Origin of the sequence: Butyrivibrio proteoclasticus (assembly GCF_900115735.1) — a bacterium.
Classification (GTDB): Bacteria; Bacillota; Clostridia; order Lachnospirales; family Lachnospiraceae; genus Butyrivibrio; species Butyrivibrio proteoclasticus_B.
Window position 1 is genome coordinate 26,228 of the sequence record NZ_FOXO01000004.1, and the last position, 21,285, is coordinate 47,512.

A 21,285-nucleotide genomic window follows, 5' to 3' on the forward strand; every position below is an offset into this window, starting at 1 on the left:
ATCTATTTATTTAAGTATTTTAAAGCTTCAGCTCTTCCAAGCTGATATACTCTTTCCAGCTCTTTTTCGTCAGTCTCAACAGGACTGATATTAAGTGGTGCAAGCGGTCTTATAACCTCTATCTCACCCTTTTCTTCTTTTTCTCTCACATACTTTTTCTGCTCGTTGTACATGAGATATCTCTCTTCCATTGCCTTTATCATGTTGGGATACTTTCTGAGCATCCATCTTACAAGCAGCATGTACTTTTGCTTGCCCTTGACGTAATTTTTGGGCTGAGTCTCAATAACTAAAATTTTATCATATCCAAGACTCTCAATAAACTTAAGCGGAATTGAATCTGATATTCCGCCATCGAGGTAAACTCCTCCATCTATCTCAACCGGCCTTGAAACAAGCGGCATTGATGCAGAGGCCTGAATCCATATGATATCTTCTTTCCCACCAGTCTTGCAATTGTGGTAAACAGGCTTTCCTGTATTTATGTCAGTCGCAACGCAGTAAAACTCCATCGGATTTTTACTAAAAGTCTCAATGTCCCATTTATCGAGTTTATAGGGAAGTTCATCGTAACAAAATGGTACATTGTAGATATCACCTGTTGTTAAAAGAGATCTTATGCTGTGATACCTTTTGTCTTTACAGTACTTTTTGTTGTACCTTAAAGCTCTTCCTATCTGCCTCGATTTGATATTGCATCCAAACGTCGCGCCGGCGGACACTCCTACTGCCCCGTCAAAAGAAATACCATTCTCCATAAGGACATCCAAAACTCCGCAGGTAAACATCCCGCGCATAGCGCCGCCTTCCATAACCAGTGCTGTCTTCATATGATTCTCCAAAGTCTCTTACCCAAATAAGAGCCGTCCCACTAAAGGACAGCTCTTTTAGCTTTCTAAACTATTTTATCACACTTCTATGAATATTTTGCGATAAATTCGTCCATAGTAAGGGCTTTGTCAAAATAGTACCCTTGAAGATAATCGCACCCGATATCGGCCATCATTTTAGCCATTTCCTCATTTTCTATTCCCTCCGCAGTAATGGAGAAACCAAGATTTTTGAAGGTGGAGACCATATTGGGAAGCATCTCATCCGGGCACTTTACATATTCCCACACAAGACTCATATCTATTTTTACATTGATAAAAGGGCATCTCCTGAGCCTGGCAAGATTAGAATAGCCACTTCCATAATCATCAAGGACAAAATAGAATCCGCTTTCCTGTATAGACTTTATCTGCTTTAGCAGAAGACTATCATCTATCATGGATTCTTCCGTCACCTCTAAATGTAAGTATGCCGGATTTATTCCTCTCCTGGATATTATCGATGTCAGTCTCTGATTAAGATCCTGCCTCATAAACTGAATAGGTGAAAGATTAACATTTATCCAGTTAAGCCCCAGCTTTTCAAGGTCATTCTCAGCAATAAACTTACATACCCTGTCAAGAACCTGTTCTCCAAGCTGGTTTATGCTGCCATTTCTTTCTGCTATTGGAATAAAAAGCCCAGGCGGAATAAGCTTGCCTTCACTATCCCTGATCCTTGCAAGTGCTTCTGCCCCAACTATCTTATGGGTCTTGGCTTCTACTATGGGCTGAAGAAATGCCTCAACAAGATCGTTATCAATTGCTACTTCAAGATTTCTTTTTACTACTGTTCCCTTTTCAGTGTCGCGGATTTCTTTTTCACCTAGAGTAACAAAAGACTCACTTCCTGCCCTTGAAAGCTGTGAAAGACTCTCAGTAAGGGCATTAAATACAACATCCGCAGACTGCGCCTTATTTCCGGGATTTATATATACCATACTCACATCGAGATACAGCTCTGCATTATCAGAGATCCATGGGGAATCAAATCTCTCTTCAATGATATGTCTGATTTTTTCACTCTCAAGTTCTAATTCCTCACCTGCAATAAGAGCAAATCGTCCGCTGCTGAAATAAAACACCATGACCTTAGGAAAGGTTTCTTTAAGATAGTTCCCAATCATGTCGACACCTACATCCATCTGCCTTGCGCCATATATATCTCTTATGTCCCTATAGTTATGGATGACAAGTGACAGTACCCTGTAAAGTCTTTTTCCGTTTACCTCTTCAATATAATCTCTAAGAGCCCTTGAGTTAAATACTTTTGAACGTCTCTCCAGGTAAAGATCAGGATTCTCAAACGAAAGATACAGAACAGTAACTGCTAAAACGCAGAAAGTATTCATCATAAGTATCTGCGGGAGGAACAGTCTGAATAAAGTGCCAATAAAAAGAATTGCATTGCACCACAATAGACTTACCTTTTCTCTTTTTTGAATCTTATTTTTGTTGATTATGGTAATAAGGACAGAAAGTAATATATACATCCAAAATTCAAGATAAAGGACCTTGTAATATGGCCCAGAATGATAACCGTCATCGCCAATCCAAAAGATATATCGGGTCCATGGACTTGTAATGGCAAGTAACATGCAGAGCTGAAGAGGGATTCGCTTAAGGAAGCCGAAAGCGCCTGTATAATACTCTTCTACTTTTATAGCTGACAAGGTAAACAAAAAGAACACGTAGCCTCTAAGATAGAACATGCAAAAGAATAACGCATTAGAAATAGCAACGATTTCCTTTGAGTAGTCCATGTAATACATATCTACCCATGAGGAAATAAGATTAAGAACAATTGTACTCACTTCCACGAGAAGAAGCATGAAAAAAGTATGATTCATTCTGTTGGGAACTCGTGGGAGCAAGAAAAAATACCCAACAAAAAGACTCAAAAGCAATAAACTTGGAATTGCATAGCTCAAATCGTACATAAGAACTCTCCCTAAGAGTTATACAATAACGTAATCGTTATTAAGTATATTTATTCATACAATCATGATACACCTCTTTTCATTCCAATACTATTAAAAAAATCCTAACTTCTCGAAAAACTCCTTTTTTAGTCTCTCAAAAAGTCAGGATTTATATATTACTTAAAATATGTTACCAGCCCATATACTATCAAGAATGCTATGATCACAGGAAGAACATACTTAAAATACCAGCTTATCTTTCTGCTTATCTTAAGTCCTTGGCCACAGTTGACCTCATTAAGATAGTTATCAAATCCCCAGCCATATTTAGTCGTACAGAAAATACAGCATATCAGTGCTCCGATTGGAAGCATAAGATTACTCAGTATAAAATCCTCAAGATCCATCACTGTATTTCCTGCCTTAAGAGGCTGAAAATCACTAAGAATATTAAAGCCAAGGGCACATGGCACAGAACCTACTGTAATTATGGTCCCTGCAATAAATGCAGCTTTTTTTCTGGTTGTATTATGTATATCTATAAAAAAGCTGACATCATTTTCAAATACACCTATCATAGTAGAAAGCGCTGCAAAATACATAAATAGGAAGAACAGACTCCCCCATAGTCTTCCGGCTGGAAGTGAGATAAATACATTGGGCAGTGTAAGAAAAATAAGACTTGGTCCACTGTTTGGTGCAACACCATAGGCAAAACATGCAGGAATAGTAATGAGCCCTGCCACTACCGCAACAAAGGTATCAAGACCTGCTACAAGAATGGCTTCACCAGCAAGGCTCCTGTCCTTTTCGATATAGCTTCCAAAAATCTCCATGCTGCCTATTCCAAGACTGAGAGTAAAAAAGCTCTGGTTAAGCGCAGCATACAAAACCTTTCCTATTCCAACTGCCTTTACATTTGCAACGTTAGGCTTTAAGTAAAAAACTATGCCTTCTTTTGCAGATGGTAGTATCAGAGAATTGATTCCAAGAACAATCATAATGCATATAAGAGCTATCATCATAAACTTGGTGATCTTCTCAACACCATTTTGAAGTCCTACTGAGCAAATAACAATCGTGATCACCATAGTAATGACCATGTACAGTATCATAATATACGGACTATCCATCATGTTCTTGTATATATTTTGTACCTCATCAGGATCAGCCTTATCAAAAGTTCCTGTCACCATAAGCACAAAATATCTGAGCATCCACCCCGAAACCACTGAATAGAACATAAGCAGAATGTAATTACCAGCCATAGCCATATATCCGACTAAATGCCATTTGCTACCCTCTTTTTCAAGCATCTTATAGGCTGGCATGATACTTCTTCTCGTAGCTCTGCCCATTGAATACTCCATAGTCATGATCGGCACTCCAAGGATCAGTAAAAACAGTACATAGAATAAAACAAAAATCCCACCGCCATTTTCACCAACCATATAAGGAAATCTCCAGACATTCCCAATACCTATAGCACATCCGGCTGATAGCAAAATAAATCCAAGTCTGCTTCCTAAACTTTCACGTTCTTTCATCGCTTTAAACCCCTAAATTATTTTTTACACAGACTTTTATCATATCATATAATGCATCATAATACCAGCTACTATAGTGTTTCCAAATATACCTGTCTAAAATAGATTCTGATTGCTCATATATCAATCAATATACTAATATTCCATTCTTGATCACATGCTTAAGTCCGAAATTTTTGTCAAGAATAAGCATATCTGCCTGCTTGCCTTCTGAAATGCTTCCAAGTCTGTCCGATACTCCAAGGACTTTGGCAGGGTTAAATGTGGCAGAGCCGATTGCTGTTCCAAGAGGAATGTTCATTTTGGTGTGACAGTTTATCATGCAGTCAAAAAGATTTGTTGCAGAACCTGCAATAGTGTCTGTTCCTTTAAGGGTGCACAGGCTCCCCTTTTTCTCAACATCAAGTCCCCCAAGAGTATAGATACCATCTTCAAGGCCTGTTGCTCTCATGCTGTCGCTAATGAGCACCATTTTGTCAGCACCTATTTCATCAAAGGCAATTCTCACTGCTGCAGGAGCAATGTGAATCCCGTCACAGATGATCTCACTTGTGACCTTCTTGCTGTCAAAGGCAGCGCCAACAACTCCGGGAGCTCTGTGTGTAAGTCCCGTCATGGCATTATATAGATGCACAATATGGCTTGCTCCGTGCTCTATGGCATTCATAGCAGTCTCATAATCTGAATTAGTGTGGGCTAGTGATACTATAACCTTGTCCTTGACTGACTCTATATATTCCGCATAATTAGGAGATTCTTCCGGTGCAAGTCCTATGATCTTAACAAGACCATCACCTGCTTCTATGAAGCGCTCTGCCATAGCCGCATCGGCTTTCTTTATAAATTTCTCATTCTGAGCACCTTTTTTAACCGGACTGATAAATGGTCCCTCCATATTAAAGCCAAGAAGCTCAGCGTAGCGACCATGGTCTTTGCCAACACCATCCCTGAACTCTTTACCGGTTTTTATATCATCTATAAGTTCTTCCTCAGGAAGTGTCATCATGGCAGGGCAAATGGAAGTAATGCCGTTTTTCAGCTCATACTCAGCAATTTTCTTAAAGCCTTCTATAGTGCCATCGCATACATCCTCGCCCACAGCGCCGTGAAAATGGAGATCAATAAGCCCCGGGATAACAAAGCAGTCAGAAGCATCTAAGACCTCTTCATTACTGGTAGTATCCCCCGCTGCTATTTTACTGATCTTCCCATCACTTACAAACACATTACAATCTTCAAATTCACTGTTATCTCTAAAAACATATCCATTAGTAATGACCATGACATTCTCCTCCATCACAGACATTGCACAAGTATCATTACCCATCACTTAATATCATCAACAAGTCTGTGCTTTCCACCTATTGATTCATAAACAAAAATCTCACAGTTCTTTGGGCGAGGTCTCCAGATATAACCTCTTTTAACATCCTGCAGGTATCCTCTTAAAACTCTGATGATTCCGCCGTGACAAACCACAAGAACATTATCGTAATCCATTTTTTCAAGTTCAGACAAAAACGAGCTTGTACGTTTGATCATTTCAGGAATTGTCTCTACTCCCGGAGGTGCAGGGAAAATTTCAGGTATCCCCCAATAGCCTGTCATTGGAAGTCCAACCTTGCCATATACTACACCTTCATATCTTCCAAAACTTGCCTCTAATATTCTCTTATCCTTTATGATCTGATCTTCTGAAACATTTCCTACAATTGAAGCAGTCTCAACTGCTCTGATAAGAGGACTGCTGTAAACAGCATCAAACTTTATATCCTTAACCTTTTCTCTGGTAGCTCTTGCCTGTTCTTTTCCTTTTTCATTGAGCGGAATATCAAGTCTGCCCTGCATTCTGCTCTCTGCATTGTAATCGGTCTGACCATGCCTTGTTACATATATTTTCATAAATACTCTTCTTATCTCCTTGCTTTCTTGCTGTAATCCGGCCTTGCGTTCCTAAGTTCGTCATACAAAACCTTATAATTCTCATATCTAACTTTAGATATCATGCCTTCTTCCAGGGCTTTTTTTACGCCACAGTCGGGCTCTGCAATATGAGAACAGCCTCCAAATCTACACAAAGGCTCATACTCCTCAAACTCTGGATAGTACTCCATAAGATTTTCCTTGGTCACATCGCGAAGCTCCAGGGATGTAAAACCAGGAGTATCAATGACAAATGTATCAAATCCTTCGTCGCCAGATAATTCTTTTACGTAAAAGAGCTCTGAATGTCTGGTAGTATTCTTGCCTCTTTCAATCTTTCTGCTGAGCTCTCCTATCTGCATATCAGCATCAGGAACCAGCTTATTCAAAAGAGATGACTTTCCAACACCGCTTGGCCCTGCCAAAGTAGTAGTCTTCCCCTTTAAAAGAGCCTTTAGTTCATCTAACCCTTTTTCTTCTTTTACGCTTATGAAAAGGACCTTATATCCACATTTTTCATAGGCTTTTATAAGTTCTTCCTGTTCCTCTTTAGTAGCTATATCCTGCTTGTTAAAGCATATGATAACAGGAAGATTCTGCCCCCTCATCATGATAAGGAAACGATCCAAAAGATTAAAGCTTGGATTAGGCTTAACTATAGCAAACAAAATAACCGCCTGATCCACATTGGCAACAGGCGGTCTAAGTAGCTGATTCTTTCTTGGAAGAATTTCGGTTATATTGCCTAACCTCTTTTCCTCATCAATGATGTCGATATTGACATCATCACCAACAAGGGGTTTTATATTGTCTTTGCGAAAGATGCCTTTTGCCTTACACTCATAGATTTTCTCATCACTGGTTTCTATGTAGTAAAAGCCGGCTATCCCCTTTAGTATCTTTCCACGCATCTAATGATCAACTCTCCTGGGTGAATGTAACAGCTCTTGTAACTGTATATTCTACACTTTCTCCGCCGGTAGTCTCACCAGTCTCAGCATTGGTAGTAGTCGGAGTCGTTGCAGTATAAACAAAAGTAATAGTTCCGGTAGGTGATGTGATACCCTTATAAGTTCCCTGAACCGGGAAATCTGATGTTGTTGTGCTAAGAAGTGTTGTTCCATCAGATGTTACAAGCGTAACCTTGACCGGGATACCATAGGTGTAATTCTCACCCTCAGTTGGCGCTGAAATATCAGCGTTATAACTGTATGTAACACTTGCAGGTCCTATGGAAAGCTCCATATTGATAATTGTTCCTGCAGAAACAGAAGTGCCAAAAGCTATGCTCTGAGCACAGATAAGACCTGTAAGATTTGAATCTTCATTGTTGGTTTCTACAATTGTGCCTTCCTGAAGGCCTGCCTCAACAAGAGTAATAACAGCCTCTTCAGAAGTCATTCCAATAATGTTGGGAACAGTAACCTGTCCGTCTGATTTTGCAACAGAAACTTCAGTTGTTGCACTTGCACTTGTGCTGTAGTTGGCTCCATTACTAACAGTGACTGTTACTTTGGAACCTGATTTTGCATATTCTCCTGCTGCCGGACTTGTAGATACTACAGTATCCTTGGCAGCTGTATTGGCTGTATCCTCAGCCTTTTCTACGTTAAAGCCCTTCTCATCAAGAATTGACTTAGCCTCAGCGTAAGTTCTTCCGTTAACGTCAGGTATCTGAATACCCTCAGCTGTTTCTGAAGAAGATGCCTCAACAGATGCAACACTCGATGCCTCAGTAGAGCTCTCGCTTGCACTTTCAGAACCGAAAACTCCTATGCTTCTTCCTACAAGCACTATTACTATAAATCCAATCAGAATAGCTGAAATAATAGCCATGACAACTGTCATCTTCTCTATTCGGCTACTATCCTGACCTCCGCCACTTGATGATGAACGTTTTCTTCTCTCTTCATAGTAATAGTCATCTTCAAAGTCATCATAATCTCTACGGGAATTCTTTTTATCCCTGCCATAGTCATCATAATCCTTGTTGTCATGCTCTCTTACAACATCGCGATTAAGACGCATCTGCTCGGTATCAGATAATCTGTCCTCACCCTTAACTGCCTTACTTTCTTCTGCTGTAGCAACCCTTGTTGCTCCCTCCTCATCGGGATCAACAAGAGACACGAAATCCTTGTCCGGAGTAATAAGGGACTTTTTAAGGTCAGTAATAAGCTCTGCTGCGCTCTGATATCTTCTGTCAGGGCTCTTCTGGCAACACTTAAGTACGATTTTCTCTACACTGATAGGTATATCATCATTATAATCAGCAGGGCTTGGAAGTTCCTCCTGAATATGCTTGATTGCTATGGCTACCGTAGTGTCTCCATTAAACGGAACCCTTCCTGTGAGCATTTCAAAAAGTGTAATACCAAGTGAATAGATATCACTCTTGGCATCGCTATATCCTCCTCTTGCCTGCTCAGGCGATGTATAATGCACAGATCCCATAACGTTGGAAGTGATAGTATTGCTTGTTGCAGCCTTGGCAATACCAAAATCCGTAACCTTAACCTTACCATCCTTGGAGATCATAATATTCTGAGGTTTGATGTCCCTGTGAATAATATTATTATTATGTGCTGCCTCAAGTCCCATGGCCACCTGAATAGCTATGCTGACTGCTTCCTTAACGGAAAGGCGTGCCTTTTTCTCGATATATTTTTTCAGAGTAATTCCATCAACCAGTTCCATGACAATGTAGTTGATGCCATCCTCATCTCCAACATCATATACATTAACGATATTTGGATGCATAAGTCCGGCTGTAGACTGCGCTTCTACACGGAACTTGGATACAAAGTTCTCATTCTCAGAAAATTCTTGTTTGAGAATCTTAACTGCAACCAAACGATTCAATTTATGATCTTTTGCTTTATATACATCGGACATTCCGCCGGTACCTATTTTTTCAAGTACCTCATATCGGTCGCCGATAATCATTCCAATTTTAATCATTAAGTCCTCCGTCGCGTGTCAGTTCTTCAGCAAAGGGTTCAATCAGGATAACGGCTATATTATCCTTACCTCCATTGTTATTAGCTGCCACAACAAGTTTCTGGGCCTTCTCTATAATATCTCTCTGACCACTTACTATCATTCGTATTTCTTCATCTTCAAGCATATTCGTAAGTCCATCAGAGCACATGAGCACAATATCACCACGATTTAATTCAACGTTAAAAAAGTCGATGTCTACCGTTTCAGTGGCACCGATTGCCCTGGTTATTATATTTTTATCAAGATGGGTTCTGGCTGTTTCTCTGTCAATGCCTCCCATCCTGACCATCTCCTCAACGAGTGAATGGTCTCTTGTAATCTGGGTAATTTTGTCATTGATGACGTAGAGCCTTGAATCTCCAACATTCGCTACCTGAAGATATCTGCCAAGGACGGTACACGCCACAACTGTTGTACCCATACCAAATAAACTGGGATTTTCTGCTGCCTTTTCCCTCAATTTGTGATTAGCCGTCTTGATAGCATTTTCAAGTATCTTAACAGGGCTCTGTTCAAAAGACTTTTCTATCTCTTCAACCATCGTGTCTACTGTAAACCTTGATGCGTAATCGCCGGCGTTATGACCGCCCATACCATCAGCAACAATAAACACGTTAGAAAGATTTCCTATTTTCCTGTCGGAAGAAAATACATAATCCTGATTAAGTTTTCGCTTCTTTCCAATATCCGTAACGGAAAAAGTTTTTAGCAAATCCTGCCTCCCAAGCAATTCTTTTTTCATCAAACAAAATAAGCAGGTACTTAATTTGTCTCCTCCAAATGGCGCCTACGAAGTTGTCCACAGGCTCCATTAATATCCCTGCCCATTTCTCTTCTAATAGTAACATTTATTCGGCTTTTTTCAAGTTTATTTTTAAAAGCAAGCGCTCCTGTCCTGTCTGTAGGCTGATAACTTCTCTCCTTTATAGGATTTACGGGAATAAGATTGACCACGCAATTAAACCCTGATAGAAGTTCTGATAGTTCTTTTGCATCTGCATCAGTATCATTAACACCACTTACCAGTGAATACTCAAAGGTAAGCTGTCTTCCCGTCTTTTCAAAGTAAGTCCTGCAGGCAGAAAGAACTTCATCCAGACTATATTTATTGGCAATAGGCATCAGCTCTTTTCTCTTGTCGTTGTTGGATGCATGAAGAGAAAGGGCCAGATTTATGGACAGATTCTTATCCGCAAGCTTAAGGATGTTTGGCACGATTCCGCAGGTGGAAACCGTAAGATTTCTCTGGCCAAGGTTAAGTCCGTCTTCATTAGTCAAAAGATCTATGAACCTTAAGAGATTGTCATAGTTATCCAAAGGTTCGCCACTTCCCATAACAACCACGCGGGAAATCTTCTGACCTGTATATCTTGAGATTGAATAGATCTGATCCAGCATCTCTGAGGGTAAAAGATTCCTCACAACGCCATCAAGTGTTGATGCGCAGAACCTGCAGCCCATCCTGCAGCCTACCTGAGATGAGATACATACGCTTACGCCAAACTTATACTTCATGTATACGCTCTCAATGATGTTTCCATCAGAGAGCCCGAACAAAAACTTCTTGGTCTCATCAACTTTGGACTCGAGGACTTCCACAACCTTAAGGGAAGTGTACTCAAAGTTTTCAAGGCATTTTTCTTTCAGGGACTTTGAGATATTGGACATATCATCATAGCCGGCAGCATGCTTTTTATGCATCCAGTCATAGAGCTGCCCTGCCCTGAACTTAGGCTCTCCCATTTCCTTTACGCATTCTGTCAGTTCAGAAAGCGTAAGGGACTTGATATCTGTTTTTCCATTTGGTGCTTTTATTAAATCTTTACTCACTATACTTACCTTATTTCTTCAATCACTTTTCCTTCGAAGTCTTGCAATAAAGAATCCGTCAGTGCCATACTCTCCGGGGAGCAGCTGAATATATCCTTTTTTAGCGGACTTCATGATATCTGAGTCTTTATCAGACTTAAAGATATCTGAAACAGCTCCTGAGATATCCACCATCTCAAAAGGAAATTCGCGGCAGATCTTTTCAACAACCTTCTGATTTTCATCCTTGTTGACAGTACAGGTTGAATAGATCATAGTACCGCCCTTTTTCACATAATCCCAGGATGCCTTTACGATTTCCCACTGCAAAGCTTCTATTTCGCTCATAGCCTTCTGAGAAATATTAAGCTTTATATCGCTTTTTCTTCCGATAATTCCAAGTCCTGAACATGGAACATCCAAATATAAAACATCTGCCATATCACCAAGGTTTCCATCATGGATCCTGGCATCTGAAACCTTTACTTCGATATTATCAAGGCCAAGTCTCTCGGCATTTTCAAGTATCAGCTCACACTTTCTGTCTGATATATCTCTTGAAAGAACACGGCCACTTTTCCCCACTTTTTCTGCAGCGTGGGTGGTTTTTCCACCGGGAGCTGCACATACATCCACTACAGTCTGGCCTTCAGTTACTCCTGCAATCTCAGCCACCAGCATTGAGCTCACATCCTGTACGGCAAATCTGCCCTCATCAAAGCCCGGTAAAAACTTGATGTTATCAGTTTTTTCAAGCTCTATTGCGTAAGAAAGGAGATTGTTTTCCTTAACCAGTGCACCCGTCTTTTTGATTTCTTCTACCAGTTCATCTTTAATCTTCTTTTGAGACTCTGCATCTTTTGCCTCATACATGTTAACCCTAAGAACTGTTGGTCTTGTCTCTAAGAAAAACTGAAGTATTTTTTCAGTCTTTTCAAACCCGTAGTCCTGCACCCACATTCTGCAGAGCCATTGTGGCATTGAATAAAATACTGACAGATATTCTATGCTCTGAGAGTCGTTCTTATCAGGGTATTTTATGTTTTCTTTGTTCCTTGCTATGCTTCTTAATACGCCGTTAACAAAGCCCTTTAATCCATCAAACTTATGCTTGGAAGCAAGCTTTACAGCCTCGTTGCAGGCAGCGCTGTCAGGAACCTGGTCCATAAACATTATCTGATAGGTTCCCATCCTTATGATATTTCTGATGAGTGGTTGCATCTTTACAGCTTTTGTCTTTGAAAACTGATCAATAATATAATCAATCTGTATCTGTCTCTCAAGGCAACCGTCCACAACTCTTTTGATAAAGGCTTTATCCCTTGTCTCCAGGTAGTCGTACTTTTCCAGCGCATCCTTTAAAAGGGATGGCTTTTTCTTGCCATCCCTGTCATATTCCATTAGTATACTTAAAGCTATTTCTCTGATATTGCTCATAACCTCTCCCTAAACGGGAACTCCCCTCATTTGATCGATAAAGACCTGATTCCGTCCAAACGCATCAGTCTCTTCTTCTGTTGTTCAGCATTACAAGTCTTAAAAGCTGAACAACTGCTGCAGCCGCACTTGCCACATATGTCATAGCTGCTGCAGATAACACTTTTCTCGAATCCGAAACTTCCTCATGACCAAGGATTCCATACTCTTCAAGCATAACAAGAGCTCTGTGAGATGCATCGAATTCAACAGGAAGTGTTACAACCTGGAAAAGAACAGCCAATGAAAATACCCAGATTCCTATTGTAATAAGCGGTGAAATACTAAGGAACATTCCCAAAATAATAAGTGGAACTCCTGCTTTAGAACCGATATTAGCGGCAGGAACAAGGGCTGACCTTATCTGGAGCGGAAGATATCCATTCTGATGCTGCATAACATGACCACATTCATGAGCAGCAACCCCAATAGCTGCTACTGAATTGGACCCATATGTTGCATCTGACAAATTTACGACCCTTGTCCTTGGATCATAGTGATCCGTGAGATCTCCTGGAACATGCTGAACAGTCACGTCACTAACACCATTTCGTCTTAGTATCTCCATTGCAACCTGCGCACCTGTCATTCCGCTCATACTACGGACTCTGTTGTATTTTCTATAAACCGAATTAACTCTATAGCTGGCAACCATGCAAAGAATAGCCATGATAATGACTAATATGTACATTGGGTCCATTCCATATCCGTAACCGTAACCATATCCGTAATACATTCAAATCGCCTCTTTTCTATGAATACACTAATTTTACCACATATAATGCTATCAGCCTAATTTTGTGCCTTCTTCAAGCTTATATCCAAGAAGAAAATCCTTTACAAGCATACGCTTTTTCCCTTCAAGCTGAAGTTCTTCAACTTTCAGATAATCAAGGCCTGTCTTAACAGCAAAGCTGTCCTTATAAACTGCCGCAACTTCACCTGGCGCTGCATCAGCTACATGCTCACCATAGAGTTCTTTTACAACTTCTGCCTTCCAGATCTTAAGCATCTTGCCATTAAGAGAAGTGAAGGCTGAAGGCCATGGATTAAGGCCTCGAACAAGGTTTCGAATTGCCTCCGCCTCTTTATTAAAATCAATCCTTCCCATGTCCTTTGAAAGCTTGCCGCATTTTGTAGCCTTTGCTTCGTCCTGTGGAACAGGAGTAAGTTCTCCTCTTTCAATCATCGGAAGTGCATCTACTATGAGCTCTCCTCCAAGAACTGAAAGCTTGTCAAAAAGGCCACCACCCGTCTCATCACGGTCGATTGTTATCTCTCTCTGGATCAAAATATCACCTGTGTCCATACCCGCAGCCATCTGCATGATAGTCACGCCTGTTTTTTCTTCACCATCAAGGATTGCCTGCTGAATTGGTGCTGCTCCTCTGTACTTTGGTAAAAGAGATGCATGGATATTTACACATCCAAATTTAGGAATATCCAGGATCTCCTGTGAAAGGATCTGACCAAAGGCTGCAACTACGTAAATATCTGCCTCATATTTTTTCAACTCCGCAACATTCTCAGGAAGCTTTATTCTTACCGGCTGAAATACGGGAATATTGTGTTCAAGAGCACATGCCTTGACGTCAGATACCTGAAGTTCTCCGCTTCTACCCTTTGGTTTATCAGGCTGTGTAACAACTAAAGTCACTTCGTGCCCTGCCTCGATTATTTTTTCAAGCGCCGTCCTTGCAAAGTCCGGAGTACCCATAAATATTATCTTCATATCAAATCTCCTGTTAAAAGCAAATAGTTTTAAGATCATTTGCAAAATGCCATTTATAGCATAAAAAAACCTAAAACGGTAAATAATAGTTTACCATTTCAGGCTTCTTTTGTACATCGACAATGTACTTAAGCAAATCACTCTGCAGTGATATCTGCGCCAAAGTATTTATTAGAGATCTCAGCAAGTTTTCCCTCAGCGCGAAGGTCTGCAATTGCCTGATTGATAGCTTCTCTGAGAGAATCATTATCACTTCCCTTTGCAAGAGGAACTGCATACTTTGTAACTTCAGGATCAACTGCTGCAACCTTAAGCTCTGTAGTTCCTGTTGTGTTGAAGTAGTCCTGAGCTGAAGTGTTGGCATTTATAGTAGCATCAACTGTACCATTAAGTACAAGAGTCATTGTCTCGCCTAAGGTATCAACATTTGATACTGCTGCCCCATACTCGATTCCCATAGCCTCGTAGGTTGAACCTGCAGAATTAGCTGTTGTATGTCCCTTAAGATCATCAAAAGATGCGATATCCGTGTTTGAAGCAAGGGTAACAACTACTGCGTGGTCATAAGCATAGGCTTCAGTAAAATCAAAGGTCTCAGAACGCTCATCAGTAACATCAACACCGTTAGCCATCATATCAAATGTTCCAGTTGAAACACCTGTAAGGCCTCCGTCGAAAGCCACTTCCTTAAACTCAGGTGTAACACCGAGCTTCTCAGCGATAGCTGCTGCCACTTCTACATCAAAGCCAACGAGCTCGTCTGTATCAGGGTCATGGTATGTAAATGGCGCCCACACACCTTCAGTAGCAATTGTGATCTTGCCGGCTTCTTTGATACGAGCCAGGTGGTCATCACTTTTTTTAGCGCCGCATCCGGCCAAAAGAGATGTTGCAAGAATTGTTGTCAGTGCCAGTGATAGAATCCTTTTCATAAATATCCTCCTTTGTAAGTACAAACAATGTATATAAAAACCTACCTAAAACTATCACAGCAGGTAATCATATTTCTTATAGATTAGTGCTCAGTTAGTCTTAAAAATTCTCTTGTTCTTACTTCTTTTGGATTGTCAAAAAAGTCTGCTGAGCTGCCCTCTTCAACCACATTTCCATCTGCCATGAATACCACATGGGATGATACTTCTTTTGCAAAGCCCATCTCATGCGTAACAACTATCATAGTCATGCCCTCATCTGCAAGTTCTCTCATAACCTCAAGAACTTCTGATGTAAGCTGTGGATCAAGAGCTGATGTAGGCTCATCGAAATAAATAATGCTTGGGTCAGTGGCAAGTGCCCTTGCTATTGCAACTCTCTGCTGCTGCCCGCCTGAAAGCTGACTGGGATAATAATCAGTATAGCCGTCCATTCCGACCTTTTTTAATACTTCAAGTGCCTTCTCGTCAGCCTCATTTTTAGGAATCTTTCTCGCAGATGTAAGGCCCAAAGTCACATTTTCCAATACGTTCTTATTGGCAAAAAGATTGTAGCCCTGAAAAACAAATCCCGTCTTTTTCCTGATGGCAGCTATATCACTTTTGGAAATCCCGGAAAGATCATAGTCTTCCCCATCAAAAGAAAGCTTTCCTCCGTCAGGCTTTTCAAGGAAATTTATGCAGCGAAGAAGTGTCGTCTTACCCGAGCCCGATGGTCCCAGTATTGAAACCACATCGCCTCTATTTACTTTTAAATCTATGCCTTTCAAAACCTCAGTTTTGGCAAAAGACTTTTTTAGATTTTTTACCTCTAGTAATGCCATACTTATTTGCGAACTCCGTAATTTCCAAGTCTTCTCTCACCTTTTTTCTGAACAAAGGTAAGAACTGTACAAAAGAGCAGATATATAGCTGCAACTTCTATGTACAAAGGAAAATAATTGTAGGACTGTCCTGCAATCTGCTTGGTCCTTGTAAACATCTCGACCACAGTTATGCTTGATGCCAGTGATGTATCTTTTACCATGCTGATAAGCGCATTGAAAAGAGATGGAAAAGCTGTTCTGAAGGCCTGCGGCAATATGATGTGCCACATGATCTGCATATAGCTCATTCCAACGCAGTAACCTGCCTCAAGCTGTCCGGCGGGAACTGCCTCCATGGCTGCTCTCATAGTCTCAGCACTGTAAGCACCTTCACATATCGAAAAAACAATGACCGCTACCAAAAAAGGATTGGCATTTATACCAAATAGTGGAAGTCCGTAAAATGCCACCATAAGCTGTACCAAAAGCGGTGTTCCTCTGATGATCCAGATATAAAATCTGCAGATCTGTCTCACTACCGGAACCCCTGCATATTGAACCATTGCCACAAATACAGCAATGACAGTTGAAAGCACGAAAGCTATTAGTGCAAGAGGTACCGAAACCTTAAGTCCATATACTAATATCTTGGGAAAAGAGCTGATCAAAAGCTCCAATGTCTGCGCATTAAACATGTATTATTATTCTTCGTCCTCTGACTCCTGCTCCTGCATGAGTTCCTCGTTGTCTACAAGTTCACCCTCAACCTTCTCCACATACATGTGTCCGTCAAGGTGATCGAGCTCATGGCAGATAGCTCTTGCAAGGAGTTCCTCTCCTTCAATAACAAATTCTTTCATATCAAGGTCAAATGCTTTTGCCTTAACATAGTTAGGTCTTGTAACAACGCCGGACTTACCAGGAATAGAAAGACATCCTTCATATCCTGTCTGTTCGCCTGAAGTCTCAAGGATCTCGGGATTAATCATAACTATAGGATCATCAGCTTCAGGTGAAACATCAATAACTACTATTCTCTTTAAAATTCCAACCTGAGGTGCTGCAAGGCCAACTCCGTTTGCATCATACATAGTCTCAAGCATATCCTCTACAAGCTCTCTGATCCTTGGTGTTACTTCCTTAACTTCTTTGCAGCGACGCTCAAGTACTTCATCGCCATATTCTCTAATAGTTCTAAGTGCCATTTTGGCCTCCTTTATTTATTGTTCAAAAAACATTAGATTTTATACAATTCATTATATGATATCAATTTAAGCAGAAATGTCAATATCTCATCAGAATCCATTGACAGGATCAAAATCAAACTGGGTAGTGATATTCTTTAGATATCCCCTGTCTTCAAGCATTCTTATATATTTTTCGACCATATCTTTTAATTTCACAAGTATGTCCATATCATCTGCCTTAACATATATTGCCATTCGATATATGTCGTTTATCTTTCCTATGGCTGCTGAAGCAGGGCCTATATAGACAACATTCGGGATCTTTTTTTGTTCCATTACTGCCCTCAGCTTCGTGGCAAAGGCAATCCCTTCTGCCTCATTTTTACACTGGATCTGAACAGACATCATATGTGAAACCGGCGGGTACCTTAGAAGATCTCTATAAGCAATTTCTTCCTCGTAAAAGCCCTTGTAATCCTGATCTGCTGCCGCAAGAATGCTGTAGTGATCAGGCTGATAGCTCTGGATCACCACGTTTCCTCTTTTCTCTCCTCTTCCGGCTCTTCCCGCAGCCTGGGTAAGCAACTGGAAGGTTCTCTCACTTGCCCTGTAGTCGCTGGCATAAAGTGACATATCCGCCGCAAGGATTCCCACCAGGGTAACGTCAGGGAAATCATGGCCCTTTACTATCATCTGAGTTCCTACAAGTACATTGGCTTCCTTGTTGGCAAAAGCTCCAAGTATCTTTTCATAGCTTCCCTTTGTCCTCGTGGTATCAGCATCCATCCTAAGGACCTTAACATCCGGAAAATATTTTTTTACCTCATCTTCAATCTGCTGCGTTCCTGCTCTGAAAGACGAGACGTATTTTGAGCCGCATTCAGGGCATATCTTGGGTCGTGCCTTCTCATATCCGCAGTAGTGGCATACAAGTCTTCCACCCCGATGCTCCGACAAAGAAACATCGCAGTGCGGGCATTTAAATACATGGCCGCAGCCCCTGCAGGAGATAAAGCCTGCAAGTCCCCTTCTGTTGATAAAGAGCATTACCTGCTCATCTTTCTGGAATCTGTCCTCCATAAGTTCAAAGAGCCTTCTGGAAAAAATGGACCGATTTCCGGCCCGAAGCTCTTCCCTTAAATCCGCGATTTCAACAGTGGGAAGTGTTCCACCTGTAAGTCTCTTATTAAGCTCAAAGAGCTTTATCTGCCCGGTCTTTGCCTTGTAATAGGCCTCAAGTGAAGGCGTAGCTGAGCCAAGCACAACTGCCGCCCCGTCAGGAAGAAGGTGTGACAGTTCTATTGCCACTTCCCTTGCGTGGTATTTAGGCATAGTCTCGCTCTTATAGGTGGCTTCATGCTCCTCATCAATTATAATAATCCCGGTGTTTGGAAATGGTGTGAAAAGAGCTGACCTCGGGCCGATAATAATATCAATATCCCCATTCCTGGCTCTCTCCATCTGATCAAACTTCTCTCCGGGAGAAAGAGTCGAATTCATTACTGATACTCTGTCACCAAAATGCCTGTAAAAACGCATCAGAGTCTGATAAGTAAGGGCAATTTCAGGAATCAGAACAATCGCCTGCTTTCCTCTTTTTATCACATCATCAATAAGAGCAATGTACACCTCTGTCTTACCACTTCCTGTTATTCCGTGGATAAGATAAGTATCTCTTTTGCCCTCGTCATAATCTTTTTTGACAGTATCTACGATATGCTGCTGTTCATCACTTAAAGTCTTTTTGCCATATCTTGCGCCATCGGCAGCTATGGGCTTTCTGTAATATTCTTCACTTTCTATGGCAATGATTCCTTTGTCACTAAGGGCCTTTATGGCCTGTGAAGACACGTTTAGCTTACCTGTGATAAATTCATAGGGAATCCTGTCATCGGGATTATCTATAAGTTCCTTTAAAAGACGCTCTCTTGCCTTTTGCTTTTTCCTTACGCACTCATAGTAAAGGTCTCTTGCCTCCCTCTCCGGAAGTCTTAAAGAAATAAATTTGTGTATCTGCCTTGCCTGCTTTTTAGAAGCAGGAAGCACGGTCTTAAGTGCAGCTATCATGGTAGAGCCGTACTGTCTTTTCATCCAGGCTGCAAGCCTTATTGAAATATCCTCTGCGGAAATAAGACCTTTTTCCACATCGATTATCTCTTTTATCTTATCAGGGTCCCAATTAGGTTCCTCTGTAAGTTCAACAATGTACCCGGTTCGTACATTATCTCCCCTTCCAAAGGGTACCTTTACAGGCATGCCAATATCGCATACCTCAATGAGTCTGTCCGGAATTCGATACTGAAACGTCCTGTCTACTTTTTCATGTGAAATATCTATAATAATGTTAGCGTACATAAATCTAACCTTTATTTCTCCTCTAATCCAACTTACAAATAATATTTTATCATAAGGTAAAAGCACACATGACAATCATTAATTAAAAAATGTGCATCCGCCTTTGCTAAAACCAGATACACATTTTTAAGCTATTTTATAAGCTTCTCATTACTTACGCTCTTCGAGGATTTCCTGAATAAGTTCACGTTCATCCATGTGGTATTTCACACCTTTAATCTCCTGATAGTCCTCATGTCCCTTACCTGCAAGAACTATGATATCGCCCTGCTCGCCGTGATCAATGGCATAAGCAATAGCCTCTTTTCTATCAGTAATCTTGATGTATTTACCATCTGTCTTTTTCATACCTGTCTCAATATCATTCATGATATCTTCAGGCTCTTCAAATCTTGGGTTATCTGATGTAATGATGGTGAAGTCTGCATATTTGCCGCTAACTTCGCCCATCTCAAATCTGCGAAGCTTACTTCTGTTTCCACCGCATCCAAAGAGGCAGATAAGTCTGTTTGGATGATAATCTCTGAGTGTAGTAAGAAGACTCTTAAGCGCCATAGCATTGTGGGCATAGTCGATCATAAGTGTAAAGTCATCTGAAACCTTTACCATCTCGATTCTTCCCTTTACCTTGGCTCCCTTAAGGGCTGGAGCAATCTCAGCTTCACTGCATCCAAAGTGTCTCGCAACTGCAATAGCACAAAGAGCATTTAAAACGCTGAACTTGCCTGGAGTCTCAACTTCAGCATGAACTTTTATAAGTCCGTCTGTATCAAAGAACACACCGAGCTGACCTGGTTTATGGATGTAAGCAAGATTTATAGCTCTTATATCATTACCCTCACCAAATCCGTAGGTTTCAACTTCACAGGTGTGGCCTTCTAAGATGTCGTCTGTGTGAATATCATCACCATTGCATATACCAACCTTGCACTGTTTAAACAAAAGACCTTTGCAGTGCATATAATCGTCAAAATCCTTGTGCTCATTAGGTCCGATGTGATCCGGCTCAATGTTTGTAAAGATGCCGATATCAAATGTGAAGCCCTGAGTTCTGTGAAGCATAAGTCCCTGTGAAGATACCTCCATAACTACGCTGTCACAGCCTGCTTCTACCATTCTATGCATATACTCCTGAAGATTGTAGGACTCAGGTGTTGTATTCTCTGCATGAATATGCTCATCACCGATGATAACCTCAATTGTTCCAATAAGACCAACCTTGTGTCCGGCATTCTCAAGCATGTTTCTGATAAGATATGTGGTTGTAGTCTTACCCTTTGTTCCTGTGATGCCGATTGTCTTAAGTTTTCTTGCAGGATGGTCAAAATATGCAGCTGAAATAAATGCCATTGCATATCTTGTGTCCTCAACTCTGACAACTGCTATTTCTGAATTTTCAGGAAGTCCAACATCCTGACTTACAACGATAGCTGCTGCCCTTTTTTCTGCTGCTTCTTTTGCACAGGAATGTCCGTCAAAATTTGCTCCCTTGATGCAGATGAAAAGAGATCCTTCTGAAATTTTACGGTTATCGTTTACAACATCCCTTATCTCTATTGAATCAGCACTGATTTCTTCAAAAGAGTTTCCTTTTGTGATTTTGTATTCGAGATTTTCCAGTAATTTACTAAGCTTCATGTAAGCCCTCCCATTTTTTATTTTTTCGTCACATTTTATTCACAATTCAGGAGTAATATATATTTAAAGATATGAGCTAAGGCTCA

At 40.8% G+C, this 21,285-nt stretch carries 18 protein-coding genes; all 18 read right to left on the reverse strand.

The annotated features are described in order from the left end of the window. Nucleotides 1–2 precede the first annotated feature (2 nt). The 18 genes from BM146_RS03590 to BM146_RS03675 all read right to left on the reverse strand — a co-directional run bounded on the left by BM146_RS03590 (nucleotide 3) and on the right by BM146_RS03675 (nucleotide 21,199). Entirely contained in the window at nucleotides 3–830 is an 828-nt protein-coding gene (locus tag BM146_RS03590; RefSeq protein WP_074884463.1) for a patatin-like phospholipase family protein, read from the reverse strand. 86 nt (nucleotides 831–916) lie between these two features. Beyond that, nucleotides 917–2,683, reverse strand: a complete 1,767-nt coding sequence (locus BM146_RS03595) for an EAL domain-containing protein (protein ID WP_207649891.1) — start codon at nucleotides 2,681–2,683, stop codon at nucleotides 917–919. A 284-nt stretch (nucleotides 2,684–2,967) separates the two neighbouring features. Next, nucleotides 2,968–4,338: a sodium-dependent transporter gene (locus BM146_RS03600; RefSeq protein WP_074884469.1), complete on the reverse strand. Its 1,371-nt coding sequence runs from the start codon at nucleotides 4,336–4,338 to the stop codon at nucleotides 2,968–2,970. A gap of 127 nt (nucleotides 4,339–4,465) precedes the next feature. Beyond that, complete coding sequence (nagA, locus tag BM146_RS03605; RefSeq protein WP_330391720.1) at nucleotides 4,466–5,665, reverse strand: N-acetylglucosamine-6-phosphate deacetylase; 1,200 nt, start codon at nucleotides 5,663–5,665, stop codon at nucleotides 4,466–4,468. Further along, a complete protein-coding gene (locus BM146_RS03610) occupies nucleotides 5,665–6,240 on the reverse strand; it encodes a histidine phosphatase family protein (protein ID WP_074884473.1) in 576 nt (191 codons plus the stop codon). The genes nagA and BM146_RS03610 overlap by 1 nt, the downstream gene beginning before the upstream one ends. 11 nt (nucleotides 6,241–6,251) lie before the next feature. Further along, nucleotides 6,252–7,172, reverse strand: a complete 921-nt coding sequence (gene rsgA, locus BM146_RS03615; protein ID WP_074884475.1) for a ribosome small subunit-dependent GTPase A — start codon at nucleotides 7,170–7,172, stop codon at nucleotides 6,252–6,254. 7 nt (nucleotides 7,173–7,179) lie between these two features. Next, nucleotides 7,180–9,222, reverse strand: a complete 2,043-nt coding sequence (gene pknB / locus BM146_RS03620) for a Stk1 family PASTA domain-containing Ser/Thr kinase (RefSeq protein WP_074884481.1) — start codon at nucleotides 9,220–9,222, stop codon at nucleotides 7,180–7,182. Beyond that, nucleotides 9,215–9,976: a Stp1/IreP family PP2C-type Ser/Thr phosphatase gene (locus tag BM146_RS03625; RefSeq protein ID WP_022776141.1), complete on the reverse strand. Its 762-nt coding sequence runs from the start codon at nucleotides 9,974–9,976 to the stop codon at nucleotides 9,215–9,217. Before BM146_RS03625 ends, pknB begins: the two co-directional genes overlap by 8 nt. Before the next feature lie 50 nt (nucleotides 9,977–10,026). Further along, nucleotides 10,027–11,094 carry a dual-specificity RNA methyltransferase RlmN gene (gene rlmN, locus BM146_RS03630; protein WP_242949333.1) on the reverse strand — a complete coding sequence of 356 codons (1,068 nt, stop codon included), beginning with the start codon at nucleotides 11,092–11,094 and terminating at the stop codon, nucleotides 10,027–10,029. 18 nt (nucleotides 11,095–11,112) lie between these two features. Continuing rightward, entirely contained in the window at nucleotides 11,113–12,510 is a 1,398-nt protein-coding gene (gene rsmB / locus BM146_RS03635; protein WP_074884488.1) for a 16S rRNA (cytosine(967)-C(5))-methyltransferase RsmB, read from the reverse strand. A 64-nt stretch (nucleotides 12,511–12,574) separates the two neighbouring features. Beyond that, complete coding sequence (locus BM146_RS03640) at nucleotides 12,575–13,285, reverse strand: zinc metallopeptidase (RefSeq protein WP_074884489.1); 711 nt, start codon at nucleotides 13,283–13,285, stop codon at nucleotides 12,575–12,577. A 51-nt stretch (nucleotides 13,286–13,336) separates the two neighbouring features. Beyond that, on the reverse strand, nucleotides 13,337–14,281 hold the full coding sequence (gene fmt / locus BM146_RS03645) for a methionyl-tRNA formyltransferase (protein ID WP_074884491.1): 945 nt from the start codon (nucleotides 14,279–14,281) through the stop codon (nucleotides 13,337–13,339). A gap of 137 nt (nucleotides 14,282–14,418) precedes the next feature. Continuing rightward, entirely contained in the window at nucleotides 14,419–15,213 is a 795-nt protein-coding gene (locus BM146_RS03650; RefSeq protein WP_074884493.1) for a transporter substrate-binding domain-containing protein, read from the reverse strand. A gap of 83 nt (nucleotides 15,214–15,296) precedes the next feature. Further along, on the reverse strand, nucleotides 15,297–16,037 hold the full coding sequence (locus BM146_RS03655) for an amino acid ABC transporter ATP-binding protein (protein WP_074884497.1): 741 nt from the start codon (nucleotides 16,035–16,037) through the stop codon (nucleotides 15,297–15,299). A gap of 2 nt (nucleotides 16,038–16,039) precedes the next feature. Then, entirely contained in the window at nucleotides 16,040–16,714 is a 675-nt protein-coding gene (locus BM146_RS03660; RefSeq protein ID WP_022776153.1) for an amino acid ABC transporter permease, read from the reverse strand. A 6-nt stretch (nucleotides 16,715–16,720) separates the two neighbouring features. Continuing rightward, entirely contained in the window at nucleotides 16,721–17,224 is a 504-nt protein-coding gene (def, locus tag BM146_RS03665; protein ID WP_074884501.1) for a peptide deformylase, read from the reverse strand. 90 nt (nucleotides 17,225–17,314) lie between these two features. Further along, nucleotides 17,315–19,561 (reverse strand): replication restart helicase PriA, encoded by a 2,247-nt coding sequence (gene priA / locus BM146_RS03670; protein WP_074884504.1) that lies wholly within the window; start codon nucleotides 19,559–19,561, stop codon nucleotides 17,315–17,317. A gap of 150 nt (nucleotides 19,562–19,711) precedes the next feature. Then, nucleotides 19,712–21,199: a UDP-N-acetylmuramoyl-L-alanyl-D-glutamate--2,6-diaminopimelate ligase gene (locus BM146_RS03675; protein ID WP_074884506.1), complete on the reverse strand. Its 1,488-nt coding sequence runs from the start codon at nucleotides 21,197–21,199 to the stop codon at nucleotides 19,712–19,714. Nucleotides 21,200–21,285 lie beyond the last annotated feature (86 nt).